Annotated in this window: 15 protein-coding genes; 9 read left to right on the forward strand and 6 right to left on the reverse strand. The window is 65.9% G+C overall.

Translation table 11 applies throughout. The features are described 5' to 3' along the window. Nucleotides 1-23: 23 nt before the first annotated feature. Nucleotides 24-968 carry a lipoyl synthase gene (gene lipA, locus K6T56_07750; GenBank protein ID MCL6556236.1) on the reverse strand — a complete coding sequence of 315 codons (945 nt, stop codon included), beginning with the start codon at nt 966-968 and terminating at the stop codon, nt 24-26. A 209-nt stretch (nt 969-1,177) separates the two neighbouring features. On the opposite strand from lipA, the gene gltB reads away from it, so the two are divergent. The 3 genes from gltB to hemE are packed head-to-tail and all read left to right on the forward strand — an operon-like array spanning nt 1,178 to nt 8,177. Next, on the forward strand, nt 1,178-5,626 hold the full coding sequence (gltB, locus tag K6T56_07755) for a glutamate synthase large subunit (GenBank protein ID MCL6556237.1): 4,449 nt from the start codon (nt 1,178-1,180) through the stop codon (nt 5,624-5,626). Between the two features lie 32 nt (nt 5,627-5,658). Continuing rightward, nucleotides 5,659-7,065: a glutamate synthase subunit beta gene (locus tag K6T56_07760; protein ID MCL6556238.1), complete on the forward strand. Its 1,407-nt coding sequence runs from the start codon at nt 5,659-5,661 to the stop codon at nt 7,063-7,065. A gap of 53 nt (nt 7,066-7,118) precedes the next feature. Beyond that, complete coding sequence (gene hemE, locus K6T56_07765) at nt 7,119-8,177, forward strand: uroporphyrinogen decarboxylase (GenBank protein ID MCL6556239.1); 1,059 nt, start codon at nt 7,119-7,121, stop codon at nt 8,175-8,177. Here the strand turns inward: hemE and K6T56_07770 are convergent. Beyond that, complete coding sequence (locus tag K6T56_07770; protein ID MCL6556240.1) at nt 8,174-9,763, reverse strand: diguanylate cyclase; 1,590 nt, start codon at nt 9,761-9,763, stop codon at nt 8,174-8,176. The two genes, hemE and K6T56_07770, sit on opposite strands and share 4 nt — an antisense overlap. 326 nt (nt 9,764-10,089) lie before the next feature. On the opposite strand from K6T56_07770, the gene K6T56_07775 reads away from it, so the two are divergent. The 6 genes from K6T56_07775 to K6T56_07800 all read left to right on the forward strand — a co-directional run bounded on the left by K6T56_07775 (nt 10,090) and on the right by K6T56_07800 (nt 17,740). Then, nucleotides 10,090-12,276 (forward strand): primosomal protein N', encoded by a 2,187-nt coding sequence (locus K6T56_07775; GenBank protein ID MCL6556241.1) that lies wholly within the window; start codon nt 10,090-10,092, stop codon nt 12,274-12,276. A gap of 58 nt (nt 12,277-12,334) precedes the next feature. Beyond that, on the forward strand, nt 12,335-14,059 hold the full coding sequence (argS, locus tag K6T56_07780) for an arginine--tRNA ligase (protein ID MCL6556242.1): 1,725 nt from the start codon (nt 12,335-12,337) through the stop codon (nt 14,057-14,059). A gap of 25 nt (nt 14,060-14,084) precedes the next feature. Beyond that, on the forward strand, nt 14,085-14,636 hold the full coding sequence (locus K6T56_07785) for an SPOR domain-containing protein (protein MCL6556243.1): 552 nt from the start codon (nt 14,085-14,087) through the stop codon (nt 14,634-14,636). A gap of 9 nt (nt 14,637-14,645) precedes the next feature. Then, nucleotides 14,646-15,299 (forward strand): thiol:disulfide interchange protein DsbA/DsbL, encoded by a 654-nt coding sequence (locus K6T56_07790; GenBank protein MCL6556244.1) that lies wholly within the window; start codon nt 14,646-14,648, stop codon nt 15,297-15,299. A 10-nt stretch (nt 15,300-15,309) separates the two neighbouring features. Continuing rightward, a complete protein-coding gene (locus K6T56_07795; protein MCL6556245.1) occupies nt 15,310-15,960 on the forward strand; it encodes a response regulator transcription factor in 651 nt (216 codons plus the stop codon). Between the two features lie 145 nt (nt 15,961-16,105). Beyond that, the gene (locus K6T56_07800) at nt 16,106-17,740 is read left to right on the forward strand and encodes an acetolactate synthase large subunit (GenBank protein MCL6556246.1); all 1,635 of its coding nucleotides are present in this window, start codon (nt 16,106-16,108) and stop codon (nt 17,738-17,740) included. A gap of 12 nt (nt 17,741-17,752) precedes the next feature. On the opposite strand, the gene K6T56_07805 is transcribed toward K6T56_07800, so the two are convergent. The 4 genes from K6T56_07805 to glmU form a co-directional block, all read right to left on the reverse strand. Beyond that, entirely contained in the window at nt 17,753-18,517 is a 765-nt protein-coding gene (locus K6T56_07805) for a ParA family protein (protein ID MCL6556247.1), read from the reverse strand. Between the two features lie 88 nt (nt 18,518-18,605). Next, nucleotides 18,606-18,941 (reverse strand): H-NS histone family protein, encoded by a 336-nt coding sequence (locus K6T56_07810; GenBank protein MCL6556248.1) that lies wholly within the window; start codon nt 18,939-18,941, stop codon nt 18,606-18,608. 86 nt (nt 18,942-19,027) lie between these two features. Continuing rightward, on the reverse strand, nt 19,028-20,851 hold the full coding sequence (gene glmS, locus K6T56_07815; protein MCL6556249.1) for a glutamine--fructose-6-phosphate transaminase (isomerizing): 1,824 nt from the start codon (nt 20,849-20,851) through the stop codon (nt 19,028-19,030). A 69-nt stretch (nt 20,852-20,920) separates the two neighbouring features. After that, complete coding sequence (gene glmU / locus K6T56_07820) at nt 20,921-22,291, reverse strand: bifunctional UDP-N-acetylglucosamine diphosphorylase/glucosamine-1-phosphate N-acetyltransferase GlmU (protein ID MCL6556250.1); 1,371 nt, start codon at nt 22,289-22,291, stop codon at nt 20,921-20,923. Between the last annotated feature and the right edge of the window lie 149 nt (nt 22,292-22,440).

A 22,440-nucleotide genomic window follows, 5' to 3' on the forward strand; every position in this document is an offset into this window, starting at 1 on the left:
ACCGCAGCGCTTTTCGCTTTGATTCAGCCCGTAAGCCCCGCCGCCTGGCTGTCGGCGTGGTAGGAGCTGCGCACCATGGGCCCGCAGGCGGCATTGCTGAAGCCCATCTGCTGCGCCACCTCGGCGAAGGCCTCGAAGGCTTCGGGGGTGACGAAGCGCTGCACGGGCAGGTGATGCGGCGAGGGTTGCAGATACTGGCCGAGGGTGAGCATGTCCACGTCGTGGGCGCGCAGATCCCGCATGACTTCGAGGATTTCCTCATCGGTCTCGCCCAGACCCAGCATCAGGCCGGACTTGGTGGGCACACCGGGATGGCGAACCTTGAAGGCTTGCAGCAACCTAAGCGAATGGGCGTAGTCGGCCCCCGGGCGCGCCGCGCGGTATAGCCGCGGCACGGTCTCCAGGTTGTGGTTGAACACATCCGGCGGTGCCGCATCGAGAATGTCCAAGGCGGTTTCCAGCCGGCCGCGGAAATCCGGCACCAGGATTTCGATGCGGGTCTGCGGCGAGATCTGCCGCACGGCGCGGATACAATCGACGAAATGCTGCGCGCCGCCATCCCGCAGATCATCCCGGTCCACGCTGGTGATGACCACGTAACGCAGGCCGAGGGCGGCGACGGTTTGCGCAAGGTGCTGGGGCTCCTCGGGGTCGGGGGGCTGCGGCCGGCCATGGGCCACGTCGCAGAAGGGACAGCGCCGGGTGCACACCTCACCCAGAATCATGAAAGTGGCCGTGCCATGGGAGAAACACTCGCCGATGTTGGGACAGGAGGCTTCCTCGCACACCGTGTGCAGACGCTGCCGGCGCAGGATCGCCTTCATCTCGAAGAAGCGGGGGCTGTTGGGGGATTTGGCGCGGATCCAGGCCGGTTTGCGCGCCACCGGCGCGGGCACGATCCTGACCGGGATGCGGGCGGTCTTGGCGGCACCCCGCTGGGGGGCGGCAGGGTTGGTTTTGTCGGTCATGGGGGAACCTCAAACTTGTGCCGGACAAACCGCAAAGGCCGGCGCCGGTGTCCCTTCCCCACCCCTTGCGGGAAAGCGTTGTTGCGGTGGGGTGGTTTCCTACAGCCTTTGCGTCGAAAGGGTCTTGGCACTGCCTGCGCCGCATTGCCCGGGGGCGCGTTTCCCGGTTAGAATCGTGAACTTTTCACTGAATTTTGCAGGGTTTGGCAATGAGCGACCAGGGCTTTCTTGACGGCACCCTCTACCGCCCGGAATTCGAGCAGGATAGCTGCGGTTTCGGCTTGATGGCGCAAATGGATGATAAGCCAAGCCATTGGCTGGTGCAAACCGCGATCGATTCCCTCGCTCGCCTCACCCATCGCGGCGCCGTGGCCGCTGACGGCAAATCCGGCGATGGCTGTGGTCTGCTCTTCAAGAAGCCGGATGCCTTCCTGCGCGCGGTGGCGGAGGAGGCGGGTTTTGCCCTCAAGCCCCGCTATGCGGCGGGGCTTGTGTTTCTCAACACCGATGCGGGGCTCGCCGCCCGCGCCCGCGACACCCTGCGGCGGGAACTTGTGGAGCAGGGTCTGGAGGTGGCGGGTTTGCGCAGGGTGCCCGTCAACCCCGAAGCCTGCGGCGACTATGCCCTTGCCACCCTGCCCCTGATCGAGCAGGTGTTCGTCAACTGCCCCGACGGCATGGACGAGGACACCTTCGAGCGCCGCCTCTTCATCGCCCGCCGGCGGGCGGAGAAGTCGCTTCAGGCCGACCCGACCTTTTACGTGCCCACCCTGTCCTCGCGGGTGATCGCTTACAAGGGCCTGGTCATGCCCGCCAACCTGCCGGTGTTCTACCCCGATCTGCGGGATGAGCGCTTCGCTTCCAGTCTCGCCGTCTATCACCAGCGCTTTTCCACCAACACCTGGCCCGAGTGGCGGCTTGCCCAGCCCTTCCGCTACCTCGCCCACAACGGCGAGATCAACACCCTGCAGGGTAACCGCAACTGGTCGCGCGCCCGCGAGATGAAGCTTGCCTCGCCCCTCATTCCCAACATGGACGACGTGCGCCCCCTGGTGAGCACCACCGGCTCCGACTCCATGAGCCTCGACAACATGCTGGAAGGGTTGGTCATGGGCGGCGTGCCCCTGTTCCGCGCCCTGCGCCTGCTCATTCCCCCGGCCTGGCAGAACGTGGACGACATGGATGCAGACCTGCGCGCCTTCTACGAGTACAACTCCATGCACATGGAGCCGTGGGACGGTCCCGCCGGCATCGTCCTCACCGACGGCCGCTTCGGCGTCTGCGCCCTGGACCGCAACGGTCTGCGCCCCGCGCGCTACATCGTGACCAAGGACCGTTACCTCACCATCGCCTCCGAAGTGGGGGTATGGGGCTATGCGCCGGAGAATGTCGCCATCAAGGGACGCATCAAGCCGGGCGAAATCGTCGCCGTGGACCTCGCTGACGGGCGCCTGCTTACGCCCCGGGACATCGACGAGACCCTCAAGGGGGCACGGCCCTACCGCCAGTGGCTGAAGGAAAACGTCCGCTACCTGGAATCCGCCCTCGATCAGCCGCAGACCATGCCCCTCATGGACGCCCATGAGGTGCTCGTCCACCAGAAGCTGTTCAACGTCACCTTCGAGGAGCGCGATCAGGTGATCCGCGTGCTGGCCGAGGACGCCCAGGAGGCGGTGGGGTCCATGGGCGATGACACGCCGATGGCGGTGCTGTCGCGCATGGTGCGCTCGCCTTTCGACTATCTGCGTCAGCAGTTTGCGCAGGTGACCAATCCGCCCATCGATCCCATCCGCGAAGCCATCGTCATGTCGCTCAAGACCTGCTTCGGTCCCGAGCGCAATCTCTTCGAGGAAACGGCGGAACACGCGCGCCGCATCGAGGTGCATTCACCGGTGCTCACCCACGAGAAATTCGTCTATCTCACCGAGCAGGCGGGGCCGGAATACCGCGCGGTGACCCTCGATCTCAACTACGATCCGACGCAGACGCATCTGAAAGCGGCGATCGAGCAGCTGGCGCAACGGGCAGTGGAGGAAGTGAAAGCCGGCGCCGTGATCGTGGTGCTCTCCGACCGCCGCATCGCCCAGGATAAGCTTCCCATCCACGCCCTCTTCGCCGTGGGGGCGGTGCACCATGCGCTGATCCGCGCTGGTCTGCGCTGCGACTGCAACATCATCGTCGAGACCGGCACCGCGCGCGATCCCCATCATTTCGGCTGCCTCATCGGCTACGGCGCCACCGCCGTCTACCCTTACCTCGCCTATCAGGTGATCCATGACCTGATCCGAAGCCAGGAGATCAAGCTGCCCCTGGAGAAGGCGATCGCCCATTACGTGAAGGGCATCAACAAGGGGCTGCTGAAGATCATCTCCAAGATGGGCATCTCCACCATTGCCAGCTACCGCGGCGCCCAGCTCTTCGAGGCGGTGGGAATGCACGAGGAAGTGGTGGACCTCTGTCTTACCGGCACGGTGAGCCGCATCTCCGGCGCCAACTTCGAGGATTTCGAAGCGGACCAGAAGCAGCTCGCCCGTCATGCCTTCGATCCGCGCAAGCCGCTCGCCCAGGGTGGACTGCTCAAGTTCATTTTTGGCGGCGAGTACCACGCCTACAACCCGGACGTGGTCATGCAACTGCAGAAAGCGGTGCAAAACGGTGATTATGAGGAATACAAGAAATACGCCGAGCTGGTGAACAACCGCCCGGTGGCGATGCTGCGCGATCTCATGAAGCTGAAGACCGGCATCAACCCCATTCCGCTGGAAGAGGTCGAGCCCATCGAGAAAATTCTCAAGCGTTTCGACTCGGCTGGCATGTCCCTGGGTGCCCTGTCGCCGGAGGCGCACGAGGCCCTGGCCGAGGGCATGAACCGGCTGGGTGGACGTTCCAATTCCGGCGAGGGCGGCGAGGATCCCGCCCGCTACGGCACCATCAAGATGTCCAAGATCAAGCAGGTGGCCTCCGGACGCTTCGGTGTCACGCCCCATTACCTGGTGAATGCGGAGGTGCTGCAGATCAAGATCGCCCAGGGCGCAAAACCCGGCGAAGGCGGCCAGTTACCGGGGGACAAAGTCTCGCCCATGATCGCGAAGCTGCGCTGCTCCAAGCCCGGCATCTCCCTCATCTCGCCTCCGCCCCATCACGACATCTATTCCATCGAGGACCTGGCGCAGCTCATCTTCGACCTCAAGCAGGTGAATCCGGAGGCGCTGGTATCGGTGAAGCTGGTGGCGGAACCGGGAGTGGGCACTGTCGCTGCCGGCGTGGCCAAGGCCTATGCCGACATCATCACCATCTCCGGCTACGATGGCGGCACCGGTGCAAGCCCCTTGACCAGCGTGAAATATGCCGGCACTCCCTGGGAGCTGGGGCTTACCGAAACGCAACAGGTGCTGCGCGCCAACGGCCTGCGCGGACGGGTGCGCATCCAGACCGATGGTGGCCTCAAGACCGGCATGGATGTGGTGAAGGCCGCCATTCTCGGTGCCGAATCCTTCGGCTTCGGCACCGGCCCCATGGTGGCCCTGGGCTGCAAATATCTGCGCATCTGCCACCTCAACAACTGCGCCACCGGCGTGGCGACCCAGGATGCGCGTCTGCGGCAGAAATATTTCATCGGCCTGCCGCAGATGGTCATGAATTACTTCACCTTCATCGCCATGGAAACGCGGGAACTGATGGCGGCGCTGGGGGTGCGCACCCTGGAGGAGCTGATCGGCCGCGTCGACCTCATCGAACTGCTGGAAGGGGAGACGACGAAACAGAAACGGCTCAAGCTCAACATCCTCCTGAGCCAAGGCAACATTCCGCCCGAGGAGCCCCAGTTCTGCGTGGCGGAACGCAATCCTTCCTTCGACAAGGGCGAACTTGCGGAACGCATGCTCTGCGATGCCCGCGAGGCCATCCTCCACAAAAAGCCGATCCGCCTTGCCTACCCCATCCAGAACACCCACCGTTCCATCGGCGCCCGGCTTTCCGGGGAGATCGCCCGCATCCATGGCGCGGAGGGGCTGCCCGATGACTGCGTGCACATCAAGCTCACGGGGGCGGCAGGGCAAAGCTTCGGTGTCTGGAACCACAAGGGCCTCACCCTGGAGCTGGAGGGCGAGGCCAACGACTATGTGGGCAAGGGCATGGCGGGCGGCCGCATCATCATCTATCCGCCGCGCAATTCCACCTTCCTGCCCCACGAGGCGGCCATCATGGGCAATACCTGCCTTTATGGCGCCACCGGCGGCCGGTTGAACGCCGCCGGGATTGCCGGCGAGCGCTTCGGTGTGCGCAATTCCGGCGCCATCGCCGTGGTGGAAGGCGCCGGGGACCACTGCTGTGAATACATGACAGGCGGCTGCATCATCGTTTTGGGCAACACCGGCCTCAATTTCGGTGCCGGCATGACCGGTGGGTTCGCCCTCGTCTATGACGAGGATGGTGGTTTCAGCCGCCGCTACAACAACGAGCTCATCGACATCCACCGCATCACCAATGAATCCACGGAGGAATACCGGCAGTTCCTGCGGGAGCAGATCGAGGAGCACGTGCGGCTCACCGACAGCCCCCGGGGTAAGGCGCTGCTTGCCGATTTCGACAGCGCGGTGGCCCGGTTCTACCTGGTCAAGCCCAAGGCCCTCACGCTGGACAGCCTGCTCAAGGACTGAAATCGGGCGGCATACGGCTACGAAAGAAGACAATGGGTGACGTTTTTCAGTTTCTCAACGTTCCGCGCCGGGACGGCAACAAGACGCCGGTGGAAGTACGCATCCGGCAGTTCCGGGAAATCTATGCGCCCTTCGATGCAAACCAGGCGGCGGAGCAGTCGGCGCGCTGCCTGGGCTGCGGTAATCCATACTGCGAGTGGAAATGCCCGGTGCACAACTACATCCCCAACTGGCTCAAGCTGGTGGCGGAGGGCAATCTCTTGGAGGCGGCGGAGCTGTCCCACAAGACCAACTCCCTGCCGGAAATCTGCGGCCGCGTCTGTCCCCAGGACCGTCTGTGTGAAGGCGCCTGCACCCTGAACCAAGGGGGCTTTGGCGCGGTGACCATCGGCGCGGTGGAAAAATACATCTCCGATGAAGCCTTCCGGCTGGGCTGGCGGCCCGATCTGTCGGACGTGCGCCCCACCGGCCGGCGGGTGGCGGTGGTGGGCGCGGGGCCGGCGGGGCTTGCCTGCGCCGACGTCCTGGTGCGCAATGGGGTCAGCCCCGTGGTCTTCGACCGCTACGATGAAATCGGCGGCCTGCTCACGTTCGGCATCCCCGAGTTCAAGCTAGAAAAGGAAGTGGTGCGCCGGCGCCGCAAGATCATGGAGGAAATGGGGATCGAGTTCCGCCTCAACACGGAGATCGGCCGCGACCTGCCCTTCGAGCGCCTGCTTGCCGAGTACGATGCGGTCTTCCTCGGCATGGGCACCTACACCTACATGAAAGGCGGCTTCCCCGGTGAGGACCTGCCCGGCGTTTACGAGGCCCTGCCCTTCCTCATCTCCAACGTGCGCCACTGTCTGGGGCTGCCGCCGAGGCCCCCCGGCTACATTTCCATGGAGGGCCAGCGGGTGGTGGTCCTGGGCGGGGGCGATACCGCCATGGACTGTAACCGCACCGCCATTCGCCAGGGCGCGAAATCCGTGACCTGCGCCTATCGCCGGGATGAGGTCAACATGCCGGGCTCCCGGCGGGAAGTGGCCAACGCCAAGGAGGAGGGCGTGCAGTTCCTCTGGAACCGCCAGCCGGTGGAAATCGTCGGCAACGGCAGGGTGGAAGGGGTGAAGCTCGTCACCACGGAGCTGGGCGCCCCCGATGCCCGCGGGCGGCGCATCCCCCAGGTGGTGCCGGGTTCCGAGGAAATCGTCCCCTGCGATCGGGTGATCATCGCCTTCGGCTTCCGCCCCAACCCGCAACCCTGGTTTGCCGAGTATGGCATCACCACCGACCAGATGGGCCGGGTGGTGGCGCGGGGCCATCAGTACCCTTACCAGACGGCGAACCCCAAGGTGTTTGCCGGGGGCGACATGGTGCGCGGCTCCGATCTGGTGGTGACCGCGGTGTGGGAGGGCCGCCAGGCGGCGGAAGGCATCCTCGCCTATCTCAACGTCTAGCACGCCGAAGAACCCCGTCACCCCTCGCCTAAGCCGGTGGCAACGGTGCCCGGATGAAACCCAAAAACGACACTTTCCTGCGCGCCCTTTTCAAGGAGCCGGTGCCCTACACCCCCATCTGGATCATGCGCCAAGCGGGGCGCTACTTGCCGGAATACAACGAAACCCGGGCGCGCGCCGGCTCCTTCCTCGACCTGTGCAAAAACCCGGACTACTGCACCGAGGTCACCCTGCAACCCATCGCCCGCTTCGGACTGGATGCCGCCATCCTCTTCTCCGACATCCTCACCATCCCCGATGCCATGGGGCTGGGGTTGTACTTCGCCGACGGGGAAGGCCCGAAATTCGAGCGTCCCCTGCGCGAGGAATGGGAAATCCGGGATCTCACCCCCCCCGATCCGGAACTCCACCTGGGCTATGTGCTGGATGCCGTGCGCCAGATTCGCAAGGCCCTGGACAATGAAGTGCCCCTCATCGGTTTTTCCGGCAGCCCCTTCACCCTGGCCTGCTATATGGTGGAGGGGGGCGGTTCGGACGATTTCCGCACCACGAAGACGATGCTCTACCGCCGGCCCGACCTCCTACACCGCATTCTGGAGGTGAACACCCGGGCGGTCACCGACTATCTCAACGCCCAGATCCGCGCCGGCGCCCAGGCGGTGCAGATTTTCGACACCTGGGGCGGCATGCTCTCCGCCCGCGCCTACGAGGAATTCTCCCTGGCCTATCTCCGCCAGGTGGTCGCCGGGCTCATCAAGGAACACGAGGGCATGCGGGTGCCCTCCATTGTCTTCACCAAGGGCGGCGGGGTGTGGCTGGAGAAAATCGCCGGCATCGGCTGCGAAGCGGTGGGCCTGGACTGGACCTGCGACATCGGCGAGGCACGCCGGCGGGTGGGGGACCGGGTCGCCCTGCAGGGCAACATGGACCCCATGGTGCTCTTTGCCGGCCCGGAGGTCGTGCGGGAGGAGGCGAAGCGTATCCTGCAAGCCTACGGCCAGGGCTCCGGCCACGTTTTCAACCTGGGCCATGGCGTGTCCCAGTTCACGCCCCCGGAGAGCGTGGCCGCCCTGGTGGAGGCCGTGCACGAGCTCTCCCGCGCCTTTCACTAAGGCGCGACACACACCCGGTTGCGCCCGGTGCGCTTGGCCTCGTAGAGGGCCGCATCGGCCGCCTCGATCAGGGCCTGGCTGGTGCCATGGTGGGGAAAGAGGGCAATGCCGGCGCTGGCGGTGGCGTAAAACCCGCCTTCGCCAGTGGGATGGCACACACCGCTGAAATCGTCGCGGATGCGGTCGATGATGGCGAGCGCCTGCTCGCCGTCCACGTGGGGCAGGGCGATGAGAAACTCCTCGCCCCCGTAACGGCAAAGGAGATCACCGCGGCGTAGCCGCTGTTTCAGAAGCCAGGAGAGGCTGCGGATCACCTGATCCCCCACCGGATGGCCGTAGGTGTCGTTCACCTGTTTGAAGCGGTCGATGTCCATCATCACCACTGCCGCCTGGCCCCCTTCCGCCCGCAGACTTTCCAGGAGGAGGTCGAGGGTGTTCTTGCCGCTGGTGTGGTTGAGCAGCCCGGTGAGGCTGTCGTGGTACATGGTGCGGCGAAGTGCCCGGTAGCGCTCGATCTTGGTGCGCACCACGGCGTTGAGATAGACCGGGTTGAAGGGCTTGGTGAGGAAATGGTCCCCGCCGAGGCGCATGGCGTCCACCTGCAGGGCCACATCGGTCTCCGCCGAGAGATAGACGATGGGCACGCTGATGAACTCGGGGTGCTGGCGGAGAAGGCGGGTGAGCTCCACGCCCGTGCAGCCGGGCATGTACATGTCCATCAACACCAGGTCCGGGTGGAACTGCTTCACCGCGGCGAGGGCCTGGCGCGGGTCGTTGACAATCTCGCAGGCGATCTGGTTCTCCTCCAGGGTGCGCCGGATGAGGTGGCTTGCGGTCTTGGAATCCTCCACGATGAGCACCCGGCCGGGCTCGGGCTCCTGGCTCTGGGTGAGCTCCAGGATGCGCTCCACCAGGGCGTGCACCGGCGTCCCTTCCAGCAGACAGTGATCGGCGCCCCCCGCCAGGGGTTCGTAGAGCTCGTCGAAATCCGAGCGCAGGCCCAAACAGAAAATCTGGGCCAGGCCATGGCGGGCGCGCAGCCCCTGCACCCGGGCGCGCCACTCACCCCAGGGGAGGCTGCGTAAATCCAGAAGCAAAAGCGGCGCGGCCACCGTCTCCGGCACCGCCTCGTCCCAGGTCAAAAAGCGCACGGGCGCGCCGAAATGGGCAAGCTGGTCAGTAAGCGCCCGCCAACGCTCCGCCTCATGGCCGATGAGAAAGCCGCGGGGCGCGGTGGCAGCCGCCGGAAGCCGAGCCACCCCCTGGCGGCGGTCGAAGCGGGCCGCCGCCAGGGCGGTCTGGGCCTTGACCATGGCGCAGAGGGTTTGGATGCGCCCATCGAGGGCGTTTACGGTCGCCTCCGGCAGGGGATGGGCGAGCTCGGGCTGGAAGAGGGCGAGGATCGCCTGTTCCAGGTCGTGACTCGCATGGGCAAGGCCCACGTTCTTCGTCTCCCGCAGGAATTCGGTGAAGCTGTTGACGGAGACGGCCAGCTCCACGAAGGATTCCATGCTGGGCGCGGCCCGGTAGCGCGCCCAGGCTTCAACGACGGCTTGGCAACGCCGGGCGATGGGGTCGGGGGACATGGGCGGAAAATGACAAAGTCAATGCGCCCTTATAGCCCCTTTTCCCCGGCCCGTAAAGCCCGCAACAAGGCTCCTTCGCGGCTATTTCAGGACTGACTTATACACAGCCGGGACGGAGAAGCGGGCCAGCGGCCCAGGCTGGAAGCGGCTTCAAGATTGGCTTGCAAGGCACTGATTTGGCCAAAGTTTTACCGGACCGCCGGCGGTCGCGTGCCACTCTCCGTTGACAATGGGGTGAATGCGCGCTCCACGGCCGGTGACTATGCACAGAGTTATCCACAGGCCGTCCCGCCGCTAAAATAGGCCCTTGCCGCCCGTGAGAAGCCATGCCCATTGCGCACATCGCCCTCGACGTTCCCCTGGACACCCTCTTTGAGTACACGGCCGTGGGGGCGCAGGCAGAAGACGTGGGGCGGCTTGCCCTGGTGCCCTTCGGCCGCGGCAGGCGGGTGGGGGTGATCGTGGGCTTCGCCGAGACGCCCACGGTGGAAGCGGGCCGGCTCAAGCCCGTGACCCGCGTTCTGCGGGAGCTGCCGGCGCTGCCGGCGGACATCCTGGAACTCGCCCGCTTCTGCGCCACCTACTACCACCATCCCCTGGGCCAGGTGCTCGCCACCCTGCTGCCCCAACGCCTGCGCCGCATGCCCCCCGCCCGCGCCGAAGAGCCGGTGTGGCGACTCTCTTCCGCGGGACGCGCAGTCGAACCAGGCAGCCTGCCGCAGCGGGCGGTCCGGCGTCGGCGGCTGCTGGCCACCCTCAAGGAGCGGGGCGAATTGAGCGCAGAGGAGTTGCGCGCTGTCTTTCCCGGCGCCGGCCGGGTGATGCAGGAATTCCTGGCCCTGGGTTGGGTGGAACGGGGCACGGCTACCCCACGGGTGGAAGCCCCCGCCACGCCCTATCCCCTGGAAACGCCGCCGGTTCTCAATCCCGACCAGGAGGCGGCGGTGGCGGCGGTATGCGCAGCCGGGGAGGGTTTCAGCGCCTGGCTCCTTCTGGGGGTGACGGGCAGCGGCAAGACCGAGGTCTATTCCCGCCTGATCGCCCACACCCTGGCAAAGGGCCGCCAGAGCCTGGTGCTGGTGCCGGAAATCAACCTCACGCCGCAGACCGAGGCCCGCTTCCGCCGCCGCTTCCCCCAGGCGACCATCATCAGCCTGCACAGCCATCTGGCCGAGGGGGAGCGCTTGAAGCGCTGGCGCCTGGCGCAGGAGGCAAAGGCGGACATCGTCCTCGGCACGCGGCTTGCGGTATTCACCCCGCTGCCCCGCCTAGGGCTCATCGTCGTCGACGAGGAACACGACATCTCCTTCAAGCAGCAGGAGGGGCTGCGCTACTCCGCCCGCGACCTCGCCGTCTATCGCGCCCGGCAGCGGGGCGTGCCCATCGTCCTGGGCTCCGCCACCCCTTCCCTGGAAAGCTGGCACAACGCCTGCCTTAACCGCTACCATCTGCTGCGGCTGCCCCGTCGCGCAGTGGAGGGGGCCCGACCGCCGCGCCTCGGCCTCATCGACATCCGGCGCGAAGCCCTCACCGAGGGACTCAGCGCCCGCCTCATCCTTGCCCTCAAGGAGCGGCTGCGCCGCGGCGAGCAGAGCCTGCTCTTCCTCAACCGCCGGGGCTTTGCCCCCGTGCTCCACTGCAGCGCCTGCGGTTGGCTTGCCGGCTGCCCCCGCTGCGCGGTGAAACTGGTGGTGCACCTTGCCGACCGGCGCCTGCGCTGCCACCACTGCGGCCATGAGGAAGCCATCCCCCGCCACTGCCCCGACTGCGGTGCCCTGGAACTCAACCCCCTCGGCCAGGGCACGCAGCGGGTGGAACAGGCCCTGCGCCGGCTGCTGCCAGAGGCGCGCCTGCTGCGCATCGACCGCGACAGCACCCGCCGCCGCGCTGCCCTGCCGGACATGCTGGAGAAAGTGGCCGCCGGCGAGGTGGACATCCTGCTGGGCACCCAGATGCTGACCAAGGGGCACGACTTTCCGCGACTCACCCTGGTGGGCATCCTCAATGCAGATGGCGGCCTCTACAGTGCCGATTTCCGCGCCTCGGAGCGGCTCTTTGCCCAGCTCCTGCAGGTGGCCGGCCGCGCCGGGCGCGCGAGCGCCGACGGCGAGGTGCTGATCCAGACCAGCCTGCCGGGCCACCCCCTCTTCGCCGCTCTGGCGCAGGGGGATTACGAGGCGTTCGCCACCACCTTGGCTGCGGAGCGGGAAGCGCTTCATCTTCCGCCCTTCTCCTTCCAGGCGTGGCTGCGCGCCGAGGCCCACAGCATGGAAGCGGTGATGGCGTTCCTCCGCGCCGCCCGCGCCTGCGCCAGGCCCGAGGGGGTCACCCTTTATGATCCCGTGCCCGCGCCCCTTGCCCGCAAGGCCGGCAAGGCGCGCGCGCAGCTTCTCGTGGAAGCCGACTCGCGCAGCGCCCTGCAGGCTTTCCTCGGGCCGTGGCTGGTAAGCCTCAACGCCCTGCGGGCGCGGCAGGTGCGCTGGGCGCTGGATGTGGATCCTGTGGAACCCTGACAATGACACGGGCAAATTGCCGCTGTGCCGCTATAATCACGTTTTCTTCTCGCTCACCATGTCCTTCCTGAAATCCCATTTGACCGAACTTTTGTCCGACGCCGTCGCCGTGGTGGCGCCCGAGGCGCAGGTCACCCTTGAACTGCTGCCCACCCGCCAGAGTGCCCATGGCGATATCGCCTGCAACGTGGCCCTCCAGCTTGCCCGCGCCCTCAAGCGCCCGCCGCGGGAGGTGGCGCGGGACATCGTCGATGCGCTGCCCCTCTCCCCCTGGCTGGAAAAAGTGGAAATCGCCGGTGCCGGTTTCATCAATTTCTTTTTCAACCACGCCGCCAAACAGCGCATCGTGCCCTTGATCCTCAGCGAGGGCGAGGCCTTCGGCCGTGGCCGGCCCACGGGGCTCAAGGTGCAGGTGGAATTCGTCTCCGCCAATCCCACCGGGCCGTTGCACGTGGGCCATGGGCGCGGTGCGGCCTACGGGGCGTCGCTCGCCAACGTGCTGGCGGCGGCGGGACACGAGGTCACCCGCGAGTTCTACGTCAACGATGCAGGGCGGCAGATGGACATCCTTGCCCTGTCCACGTGGCTGCGCTATCTGGAGCTCAACGGCATCAACGTGCCCTTCCCCCCCAACGCCTATCAGGGCGAATACGTGCGCGACATGGCGCGCATCATCTACACGCAGCACGGGGACCGCTATGTCCACGAGCCGTGGCGGGTGCTCGATGGCGCACCCTCCGTGGAGGAGGACCCGGAGGGCCATCTCGACCAGCTCATCCTCAACGCCAAGCGGCTTCTGGGCGAAGACTACGCCTATGTGCATGACCTCGCCCTCACCGAGCAGCTCGGGGACTGCCGCAATGATCTCACCGAGTTCGGTGTGGTGTTCGACAACTGGTTTTCCGAGCGCTCCCTGTACGAAAACGGTCTGGTGGAACGGGCTGTAGGCCTCCTCGATGAGCGCGGCCACCTCTACCGCCAGGACGGCGCGCTGTGGTTCCGCTCCACCGCCTTCGGTGACGAAAAGGACCGCGTGGTGCAGCGGGAAAACGGCCAGTACACCTATTTCGCCTCCGACATCGCCTACCACCTGAACAAATTCGAACGGGGCTTCGACCGCGTCATCGATGTCTGGGGGGCCGACCATCACGGCTACATCGCCCGCGTCAAGGGCGCCTTGAGCGCCCTGGGGCTCGATGCGGAGCGGCTCACCGTGGCGCTGGTACAGTTCGCCGTCCTCTACCGCGGCAAGGAGAAGGTGCCCATGTCCACCCGCGCCGGCGAATTCGTCACCCTGCGGGAGCTGCGCAACGAGGTGGGCAATGATGCGGCGCGGTTTTTCTACGTGCTGCGCAAGTCGGACCAGCATCTGGAATTCGACCTGGAACTCGCCAAGGCGCAGAGCAACGAAAACCCGGTCTATTACATCCAGTACGCCCACGCGCGCTGTGCCAGCGTGCTGGCGAAATGGGGCGGGGATGCGGCCATGCTGCGCGAGGTGGATGTCTCGCCGCTGGTGAAGGAGCCGGAGCTGGCACTCCTCAAGACGCTCGCGGCCTACCCCGAGATGGTGGAAACCGCCGCGCGGGAACTCGCGCCCCACCACATTGCCCATTATCTGCGCGATCTCGCCGGCGACTTCCACACCTACTACAATGCGGAACAGTTCCTGGTGGAGGAGGAATCGGTGCGCCTGGCACGCCTGGCGCTGGTGGCCGCCACCGGCCAGGTGATCCGCAATGGCCTCGCTTTGCTGGGCGTTTCCGCGCCGGAGAAAATGTGACCCCGCCTTTGACCCGAATCAGCCCATGAGCAAGGACTACAAACCCCGCACCGCCCCCCGTTCGCCGGCTGGCAATCCCATGCTCACCGGCATCCTCATCGGCATCATCATCGGCCTTGCCGCCGCCATCGCCGTGGCCTGGTATGTGCCTTCGCTCACCCGGGGTCTGCGCCAGCCGGAACCGCCGCCCGCGCCCAAGGAGGCCGCAGAAAAGCCGCCCAGCCCGCCTGCCGCCGGCGCGGAAGCGAAGAAGCCCCGCTTCGATTTCTACAACATCCTGCCCGGCACGGAGGAGGCGGTACCGGATCGCGCCATCAAGGAACCCGCCGCCGGCAGCAAAGAGCAGTTCTTCCTCCAGGCAGGAGCCTTCCAGAACCAGGCCGATGCCGACAACCTGAAAGCCCAGCTCGCCCTGATGGGCGTGGAAGCCACCGTGCAGAGCGCAAGCCTGGGGGACAAGGGGGTGTGGCACCGGGTGCGCATCGGGCCTTTCGCCAGTGTGGACGAAATGTCCCGGGTGCGGGCAACCCTGGCGCAGAACGGCATCCAGGCAACGCTGATCAAAGTCAAGGAATAGGGATCTTCCATGCCGACACGCCGCCGCTTCCTGGGCCTTGCCGCCGCCACCCTGGCGCTTTCACCCTTCGCCTTGTCCCGCGCCGCCCTGGTCGCGGGCCGCGACTATGCGCTGGTGGAATTTCCCCAGCCCACCCTCGATCCGAAGCGGGTGGAGGTGCTGGAGCTCTTCTTTTACGGCTGCCCCCATTGTTTCGAGTTGGAGCCGCTGCTCACCAAATGGCTGAAGACCCTGCCGCGGCATGCCTATTTCCGCCGCATGCCGGCGGTCTTTCACGACGGCTGGGTGCCCCTGGCCAAGGCCTACTATGCGCTGGAAGCGCTGGGGCTTGTGGACAAACTCCATGCTGCGATCTTCGATGCCATCCACCTCCAGGGGGCAAACCTCAACAAGCGGGAGAATCTGCTGCGCTTCATCGCCGCGCAGGGTGTGGATGCGGCCCGCTTCGGCGCCGCCTACGACTCCTTTGCCGTGCAGACCAAGGTCCAGCAGGCGAGGGAGCTCACCAGCGCCTATGGCATCCAGGGTGTACCCTCGATGATCGTCGATGGCCGTTACCGCACCTCGAGCAGCCAGACCGGAGGCCACGAAAGACTCTTCCCCGTGCTGGACGAGCTCATCGCCCTGGCCTGGCGGGAGCGGTCGGGCAAACGCGCTTCCTGAGGCCAAGCCCATGACCATCCGCGTCATTCTCGTGGACGATCACCCCCTCTTCCGTAAGGGCCTGGAGCATCTCGTCGCCAACGAGCCGGGTCTTGCCCTGGTCGGCCAGTTTGCCAGCGTCGAGGAAACGCGGGCGTGGCTGAAGGCGGGGGGAACCGCCGACGTCGCCCTCCTCGACCGGCGACTGCCGGGGGAGGAGGGCCTGTCCCTGGTGCCGGACCTCAAACAGGCCAACATCCGGGTGGTCATGCTCACCATCGCCGATGCGGAGTATGAAATCCGCGATGCCATCGAGCGCGGGGTGGACGGCTACATCCTCAAGTCCAGCGAGCCGGAGCAGATCCTGCAGGCCATCCGCTCCGTCCATGCGGGCAACAGCATGCTGCCCGCCGAGATCATGCAGAAAATGGCACGGGGGGAGCTCGCCGGCAGCCCCTTTGACAAGCTCTCCCCACGGGAGCTGGAAATCGTCGCCCACGTCGCCCGGGGCATGAGCAACCGCGCCATCGGCCAGGCCCTGAATCTTTCCGAGAACACCGTGCGCAACCACCTGCGCAACATCCTCGATAAGCTCAAGCTGGCCAACCGGGTGCAGGTGGCCACCCTGGCCCTGGAATTGGGTCTCGTCCGGCGGGCGGAAGGCGACGCGAAGAAGTCCTGAGCACGGGTTGGTCGAAAAGGACTAGACATTCCTGGTCTGTGTGTTATAGTGAAAGGGCAAGTGTGATGCTTGTTTCTGTTCAACTAGTGCTGTTCGGCCCCGAGACCCCTCGGGGCTTTTTTTTGCCCGCCGGGGAGGCGCTGTCATGAAGGCCGCCGAGCTTTTCGTCCGGTGTCTTGAAGCCGAAGGCGTGCGCTTCATCTACGGCGTGCCGGGGGAGGAAAACCTGGACATCATGGATGCCCTGCTCGATTCCTCCATCCGTTTCATCACCACCCGCCACGAACAGGGCGCAGCCTTCATGGCCGATGTGGAGGGACGCCTCACCGGGCGCGCCGGGGTGTGTCTCGCCACCCTCGGCCCTGGCGCCACCAATCTGGTCACCGGCGTGGCCGACGCCAACCTGGATCACGCCCCGCTGGTGGCCATCGCCGGCCAGGCCGCCACCAACCGCCTGCACAAGGAATCCCACCAGGTGCTGGACCTCACCAACCTCTTCCAGCCCATCACCAAATACGCCACGCAGATTCTCAATCCGGAGATCATCCCGGAAGTGGTGCGCAAGGCCTTCAAGACCGCCCAAAGCCCAAAACAGGGGGCCTGTTTCATCGAGTTTCCGGAGAACATCGCGCGCATGGCGGACGTGCAGGCACGGCCCCTCAAGCCCGTGCCGGTGACCATCCCCCACCCCTCGCCGGAGCGGGTCGCGGCGGTGGCAGAGATCATCAGCGAGGCGGAATTCCCCCTGATCCTGGCCGGCAACGGCCTGGTGCGCGCGGGCTGCTGCGATGCGCTGGTGGCCTTCGCCGAGAAGCTCAACATCCCCGTGGCCACCACCTTCATGGCCAAGGGGGCCATTCCCGACACCCACCCCCTTTCCCTGGGCACCGTGGGGCTGCAGGCCCACGACTATGTGTCCTGCGGCTTCGATCGGGCGGACGTGATCATCTGCGTGGGTTACGACCTGGTGGAATACCCGCCGCGGCTTTGGCACCGCTCGGGGGATCGCAAAATCATCCACATCGACACCCACCCCGCCGAGGTGGATGCCTTCTACCCGGTAACCGACGGCGCCCTGGGGGATTTCCGCGTCACCCTGGCCGAGGTCGCGGGACGCGCCCGCCCCCACCACGGCCATCTGCACGAGCGGCTGCACGAGGCCATCCTGCGCGAGCTGCACGCGGAGGACGACGACCTCGCCTTCCCCCTCAAGCCCCAGCGCATCGTCGCCGACCTGCGCCGCGCCCTGGCTCGTGATGACATCGTCATTTGCGATGTGGGGGCACACAAAATGTGGATGGCGCGCATGTATCCCTGCGAGCGGCCCAACACCTGCATCATTTCCAATGGCTTTGCCAGCATGGGCATCGCCGTGCCGGGGGCGGTGGCGGCGAAACTCAATTTCCCCCGGCAAAAGGTGGTGGCGGTCACCGGTGATGGCGGCTTCCTCATGAATTGCCAGGAAATCGAAACCGCCGTGCGTCTCGCGCTGCCCCTGGTGATCCTCGTCTGGAATGACGCCTCCTACGGGCTCATCGAATGGAAGCAGCAGATCCAGTTCGGGCGCACCGCTCACGTGAAATTCACCAATCCGGATTTCGTGCGCCTTGCCGACGCCTTCGGCGCCAGGGGCTATCGCATCCGCCACACCGAGGAACTGCTGCCCACCCTGCGGGAGGCGCTTGCCCTCGATACCGTGGCCATCATCGACTGTCCGGTGGATTACCGAGAGAACCTGCGCCTTACCCAGAAACTGGGGGAGATGGTCTGCCCCATCTGAGGCTGCCGTCCCTCAGGTGAAGAACCCCTTGTCCAAGAGCTCCAGCGCAAGGCGCATGTAGTCCCGCGCCCCGGGGCTTGCCGGGGCGAAGGCCAGCACGTCCTTGCCCACCGTGGGGCTGGCGGCAAGGGCCACGTTCTCCGCGATGCGGGTATCACACAGTTCCTCGCCGAAGCGCTCTTGCAGCTTGTCGTAAATCTCGAAGGCAAGCTTGCGGCGGGCATCGAAGCGGGTAAGTACGATGCGTTTGGCGATGCGGCGGTTGAGGGGCCCCTCCAGCGCGCGCAAGGCGAGATCCAGTCGGTGCACGCCCTGCAGGGAGAGGAAATCGGCGGAAACCGGCACCAGCACGCGGTCGGCGGCGAGGATGGCGTTGAGGGAGAGCACCCCCAGCATGGGACAGCAGTCGATGAGGATGGGGGCACCCTCCCCCGCCAGGGTTTCGCCAAGACCCTGTTGCAGGCGGCGGGCCGCCGCCGCGCTGCGCCCATGCAGGGCCTCGATCTTGGCGAGCTCCATGTGCGCGGGAATGAGGCGCACGCCGTTGGGCATTTCCCGCACCAGGGCGGCAAGGGGTTTTTCCTCGCGGAAAAAAGCCGCCACCGAATCATGCGCCGCCACCCCATTGAGGCCCAGGGCAAGGGTGAGATGGGCTTGGGGATCGAGATCGATGGCGATGGGGTCCTTGCCCATGCGGGCAAGCGCCGCGGCCACGTTCAGGGTGGTGGTGGTCTTGCCCACCCCCCCTTTCTGATTGAACACGGCGATGACCGCCAAACCCCACTCCTAAACCAGGAGAAACGCCAAAGCCGCGGCGCCGCCTTCCCCTTTTGCCGGACGGCTCACCAGAAAAGGGGCCGGAAATTCAGGCCTTGAGGGCGTCCAGGGAATTGCCCGCGGCAAGCCAATCCTGCACCCATTTCGGCTTGCGGCCGCGGCCGCTCCAGGTGCGTTTCGGATCCTGGGGATCGCGGTATTTGACCACCGTCTTGCCCCGCGCCGGGCGGCGGCGCACCACCCGCGCTTTGCGCCTGCCGCCTGCGCCCAGCAATTCCTCGAGCTGGAAACCCCGCGCCTGGGCAATGGCCTGCAATTCCTTGAGCGCTTTTTTCTTTTCCGTCACCGCCCGCCGGGCAATTTCCTTTTCCACCCGGGTTTTTAGGGATTTCAATTCCTTCAGGGAAAGTGTTTTCAAATCCATTTTTTGCTCCTTTCGGCAAAAACGTGGCGGGCTTTTGCTTGCTTGCAAGGCGCCATTGTACCGCGCCCAACCAAGGGCTGCAGCCCTCATTCCACGGTGACGGATTTGGCCAGATTGCGCGGTTTATCGACGTCGGTGCCCCGCGCGAGCGCGGCGTGATAGGCGAGCAATTGCACCGGAATGGCGTGCATGACGGGGGAAAGCACGCCCACGTGGCGCGGTGTGCGAATCACGTGCACACCCTCCGATTCCGTGAAATGGCTGTCCAGATCGGCAAAGACATAAAGCTCGCCGCCCCGGGCGCGCACTTCCTGCATATTGGATTTGAGTTTTTCCAGCAGCGCATCGTTGGGGGCGATGACCACCACCGGCATTTCCCGATCCACGAGGGCCAACGGCCCGTGCTTGAGTTCCCCCGCCGGATAAGCCTCGGCGTGGATATAGGAGATTTCCTTGAGCTTGAGGGCGCCTTCGAGGGCAATGGGATAGTGCACGCCGCGGCCGAGGAAAAGGGCATGCTGCCGGCTGGCGAAGCGCTCCCCCCAGACCTGGATTTGCGGCTCGAGATTGAGGGCATGCTGCACACTTGCCGGCAATTGGCGCAGGGCTTCCAGATAGGCCGCTTCCTCCTTTGCCCCCACGCGCCCCCGCAGGCGGGCCAGGGTCACGGTCAGGGCAAAAAGGGCGACGAGCTGGGTGGTGAAGGCCTTGGTGGAGGCCACCCCGATCTCGGCGCCGGCGCGGGTGTAGAAGACCATGCGCGAGGCGCGGGGGATCGCCGATTCCCGGACGTTGCAGATGGCAAGGGTCATCTCCTGGCCCAGGGACTGGGCATATTTGAGGGCTTCCAAGGTATCCAGGGTCTCCCCGGACTGGGAGATGGTCACCACCAGGTTGCGGGGATGGGCCACCACCGGGCGGTAGCGGTATTCGCTGGCAATCTCCACCGCACAAGGGAGACCCGCGATGGCCTCCAGCCAGTAGCGGGCCACACAACCGGCATAGAAGCTGGTGCCACAGGCGAGGATTTGCACCCCTTCCACGGCGGCAAGGTCCTCCGCCTCGGCGCCAAAGAGGGCCGGGGTGAAGCCCGCTTCCAGCACCGGCTCGATGGTATCGGCCAGGGCCTTGGGCTGCTCGTGGATTTCCTTCTGCATGAAGTGGCTGTAGGGCCCCAGCTCCAGCGAGGCCAGGGAGACGTCGCTGACGTGGATTTTGGGCTCCACCAGCCGCCCGGCGCGATCGTAAATCTCCACGCCGTCCCGGCGCACGATGGCTACATCCCCCTCCTCGAGATAAATCACCCGGCGGGTCTGGGCGAGTACGGCGGAGACATCGGAGGCGATGAAGTTCTCCCCCTCGCCCAGGCCGATGAGAAGGGGGCAGCCCATGCGGGCCACCACCATTTCATCCGCATCGTCGAGCGCCACCACGGCGATGGCGTAGGCGCCCGTGAGCTCGGCCACCGCCGCGCGCACGGCGCGATAGAGGTTGCGTTCCCGCAGATAGTGATGGTGAACGAGGTGGGCGATGACCTCGGTATCGGTCTGGGACTCGAAGGTGTAGCCCAGCGCCGACAGCTCCGCGCGCTTGGCTTCGTGATTCTCGATGATACCGTTGTGCACCACGGCGATGAGGCCGTGGGAAACATGGGGATGGGCATTGGGTTCGGTCACCCCGCCGTGGGTCGCCCAGCGGGTGTGGCCGATGCCGAGGTTGCCGGCCAGCCCGCTTTCCCGGGCGGCCGCTTCCAACTGCGCCACCCGTCCCACCCGCCGCACCCGGCGGATTTCCCCGTTGACCACCGCCAGCCCGGCGGAGTCGTAGCCGCGGTATTCCAGACGCGTCAAACCCTCGATGAGGAGGGGCACGACGTTGCGCCCTGCGATGGCGCCGACGATGCCACACATGGTCAGTTTCCCCCCTGGCAAGCGGAAAAAGGGGCGGGGCCGCCTTGTGTTCTTTTCCGGGGGAGGCCTTCAGGCATCGGGGTTGGCTTTCTTCCGGGGCCGCTGCCAGCCGGGGATGGTGGTCTGCCTCACCCGTGACAGGGTGAGCTGGCCCGGCGGCGCATCCCGGGTGAGGGTAGTGCCGGCGCCCAGCGTGGCCCCCGCCCCCACGGTCACCGGCGCCACCAGCTGGCTGTCGGAGCCGATGAAGGCATCGTCCTCAATCACCGTGCGGTGTTTATTGGCACCATCGTAATTGCAGGTGATGGTCCCCGCGCCGATGTTCACCCGCCGGCCCACGGTGGCATCGCCCACGTAGCTCAAGTGATTCACCTTGCTGCCTTCGCCGATCTCGCTGGCCTTCACTTCGACGAAGTTGCCCACGTGGACTTCCTGAGCGAGAACCGTGCCAGGGCGGATGCGGGCGAAGGGCCCCACCCGGCAGCCGGGGCCGATGCGGGCTCCCTCGATGTGGCTAAAGGCATGAATGCGCGTGCCTTTTCCCACGGTGACCTCCTTCAGCACGCAGTGCGGCCCCACCTCGACGCCATCCTCCAGGTGGACGCGGCCTTCGAAGACGCAATTGACATCGATGACGACATCCCGACCGCAGGTGAGCTCGCCGCGCACATCGATGCGATCGAGGTCCATGATCTGGGTGCCGGTGCCGGCCAGCGCGCGGGCGTGGTTGCGTTGGTAAATGCGTTCCAGGGTGGCGAGTTCCAGCTTGCTGTTCACCCCCTGCACCTCCCATTCGTGGTGGGGATGCACGGTCACCACCGGCAGGCCCTCCGCCACCGCCATGGCGATGACATCGGTCAGGTAGTATTCGCCCTGTGCATTGGCATTGGATAGACGCCCAAGCCAGGCCTGCAGGCGCGGGGTGGGCGCCACCAGGATGCCGGTGTTGACCTCGGTGATGGCCTTCTCCCGGCTGCTCGCATCTTTCTCTTCCACGATGCGCACGACCCGTCCGGCCTCATCCCGCAGGATGCGGCCGTAGCCGGTGGGGTTCGGCAAATGGACGGTGACGAGGGCGAGGCGATCGGCACCGGCGTGCTGCAAAAGCCGCGTGAGCGTAGCCGGCGGGGTGAGGGGCACATCCCCATAGAGCACCAGGGTGAGCCCTTCAGAGGGGAGCGCCGGCAGCGCCTGGGCGACGGCGTGGCCGGTGCCAAGTTGCTGCGCCTGCAACACCCACTGGATGTCGTCACCGGGGATGGCGGCCGGCACCGCCTCGCCGCCATGGCCATAGACCACGACAAGGCGCGCCGGCGCCAGCTGCCGCGCGGTGGCCACCACGTGCTCGAGCAAAGGTTTGCCCGCCAGACGGTGGAGGACCTTGGGCCGCTCGGAGAGCATGCGGGTGCCCTTGCCCGCGGCGAGGATGACGATGTTCAAAGGCAAAGCCATGCCCCGGGATTATAAACCCCCAGCGATCCCGCGTCTTTGCGCTCTCTTAAGGCAGGAGGCACCTGGCAGGGGAGCCAAGGGGCTTTGCGACGATGAGGGGTAGACGCCAAAGGCCGCCCCGCAGGCGTGGGGACGGA

The organism is Burkholderiales bacterium (genome assembly GCA_023511995.1).
In the GTDB taxonomy this organism is placed as follows: Bacteria; Pseudomonadota; Gammaproteobacteria; order Burkholderiales; family Thiobacteraceae; genus Thiobacter.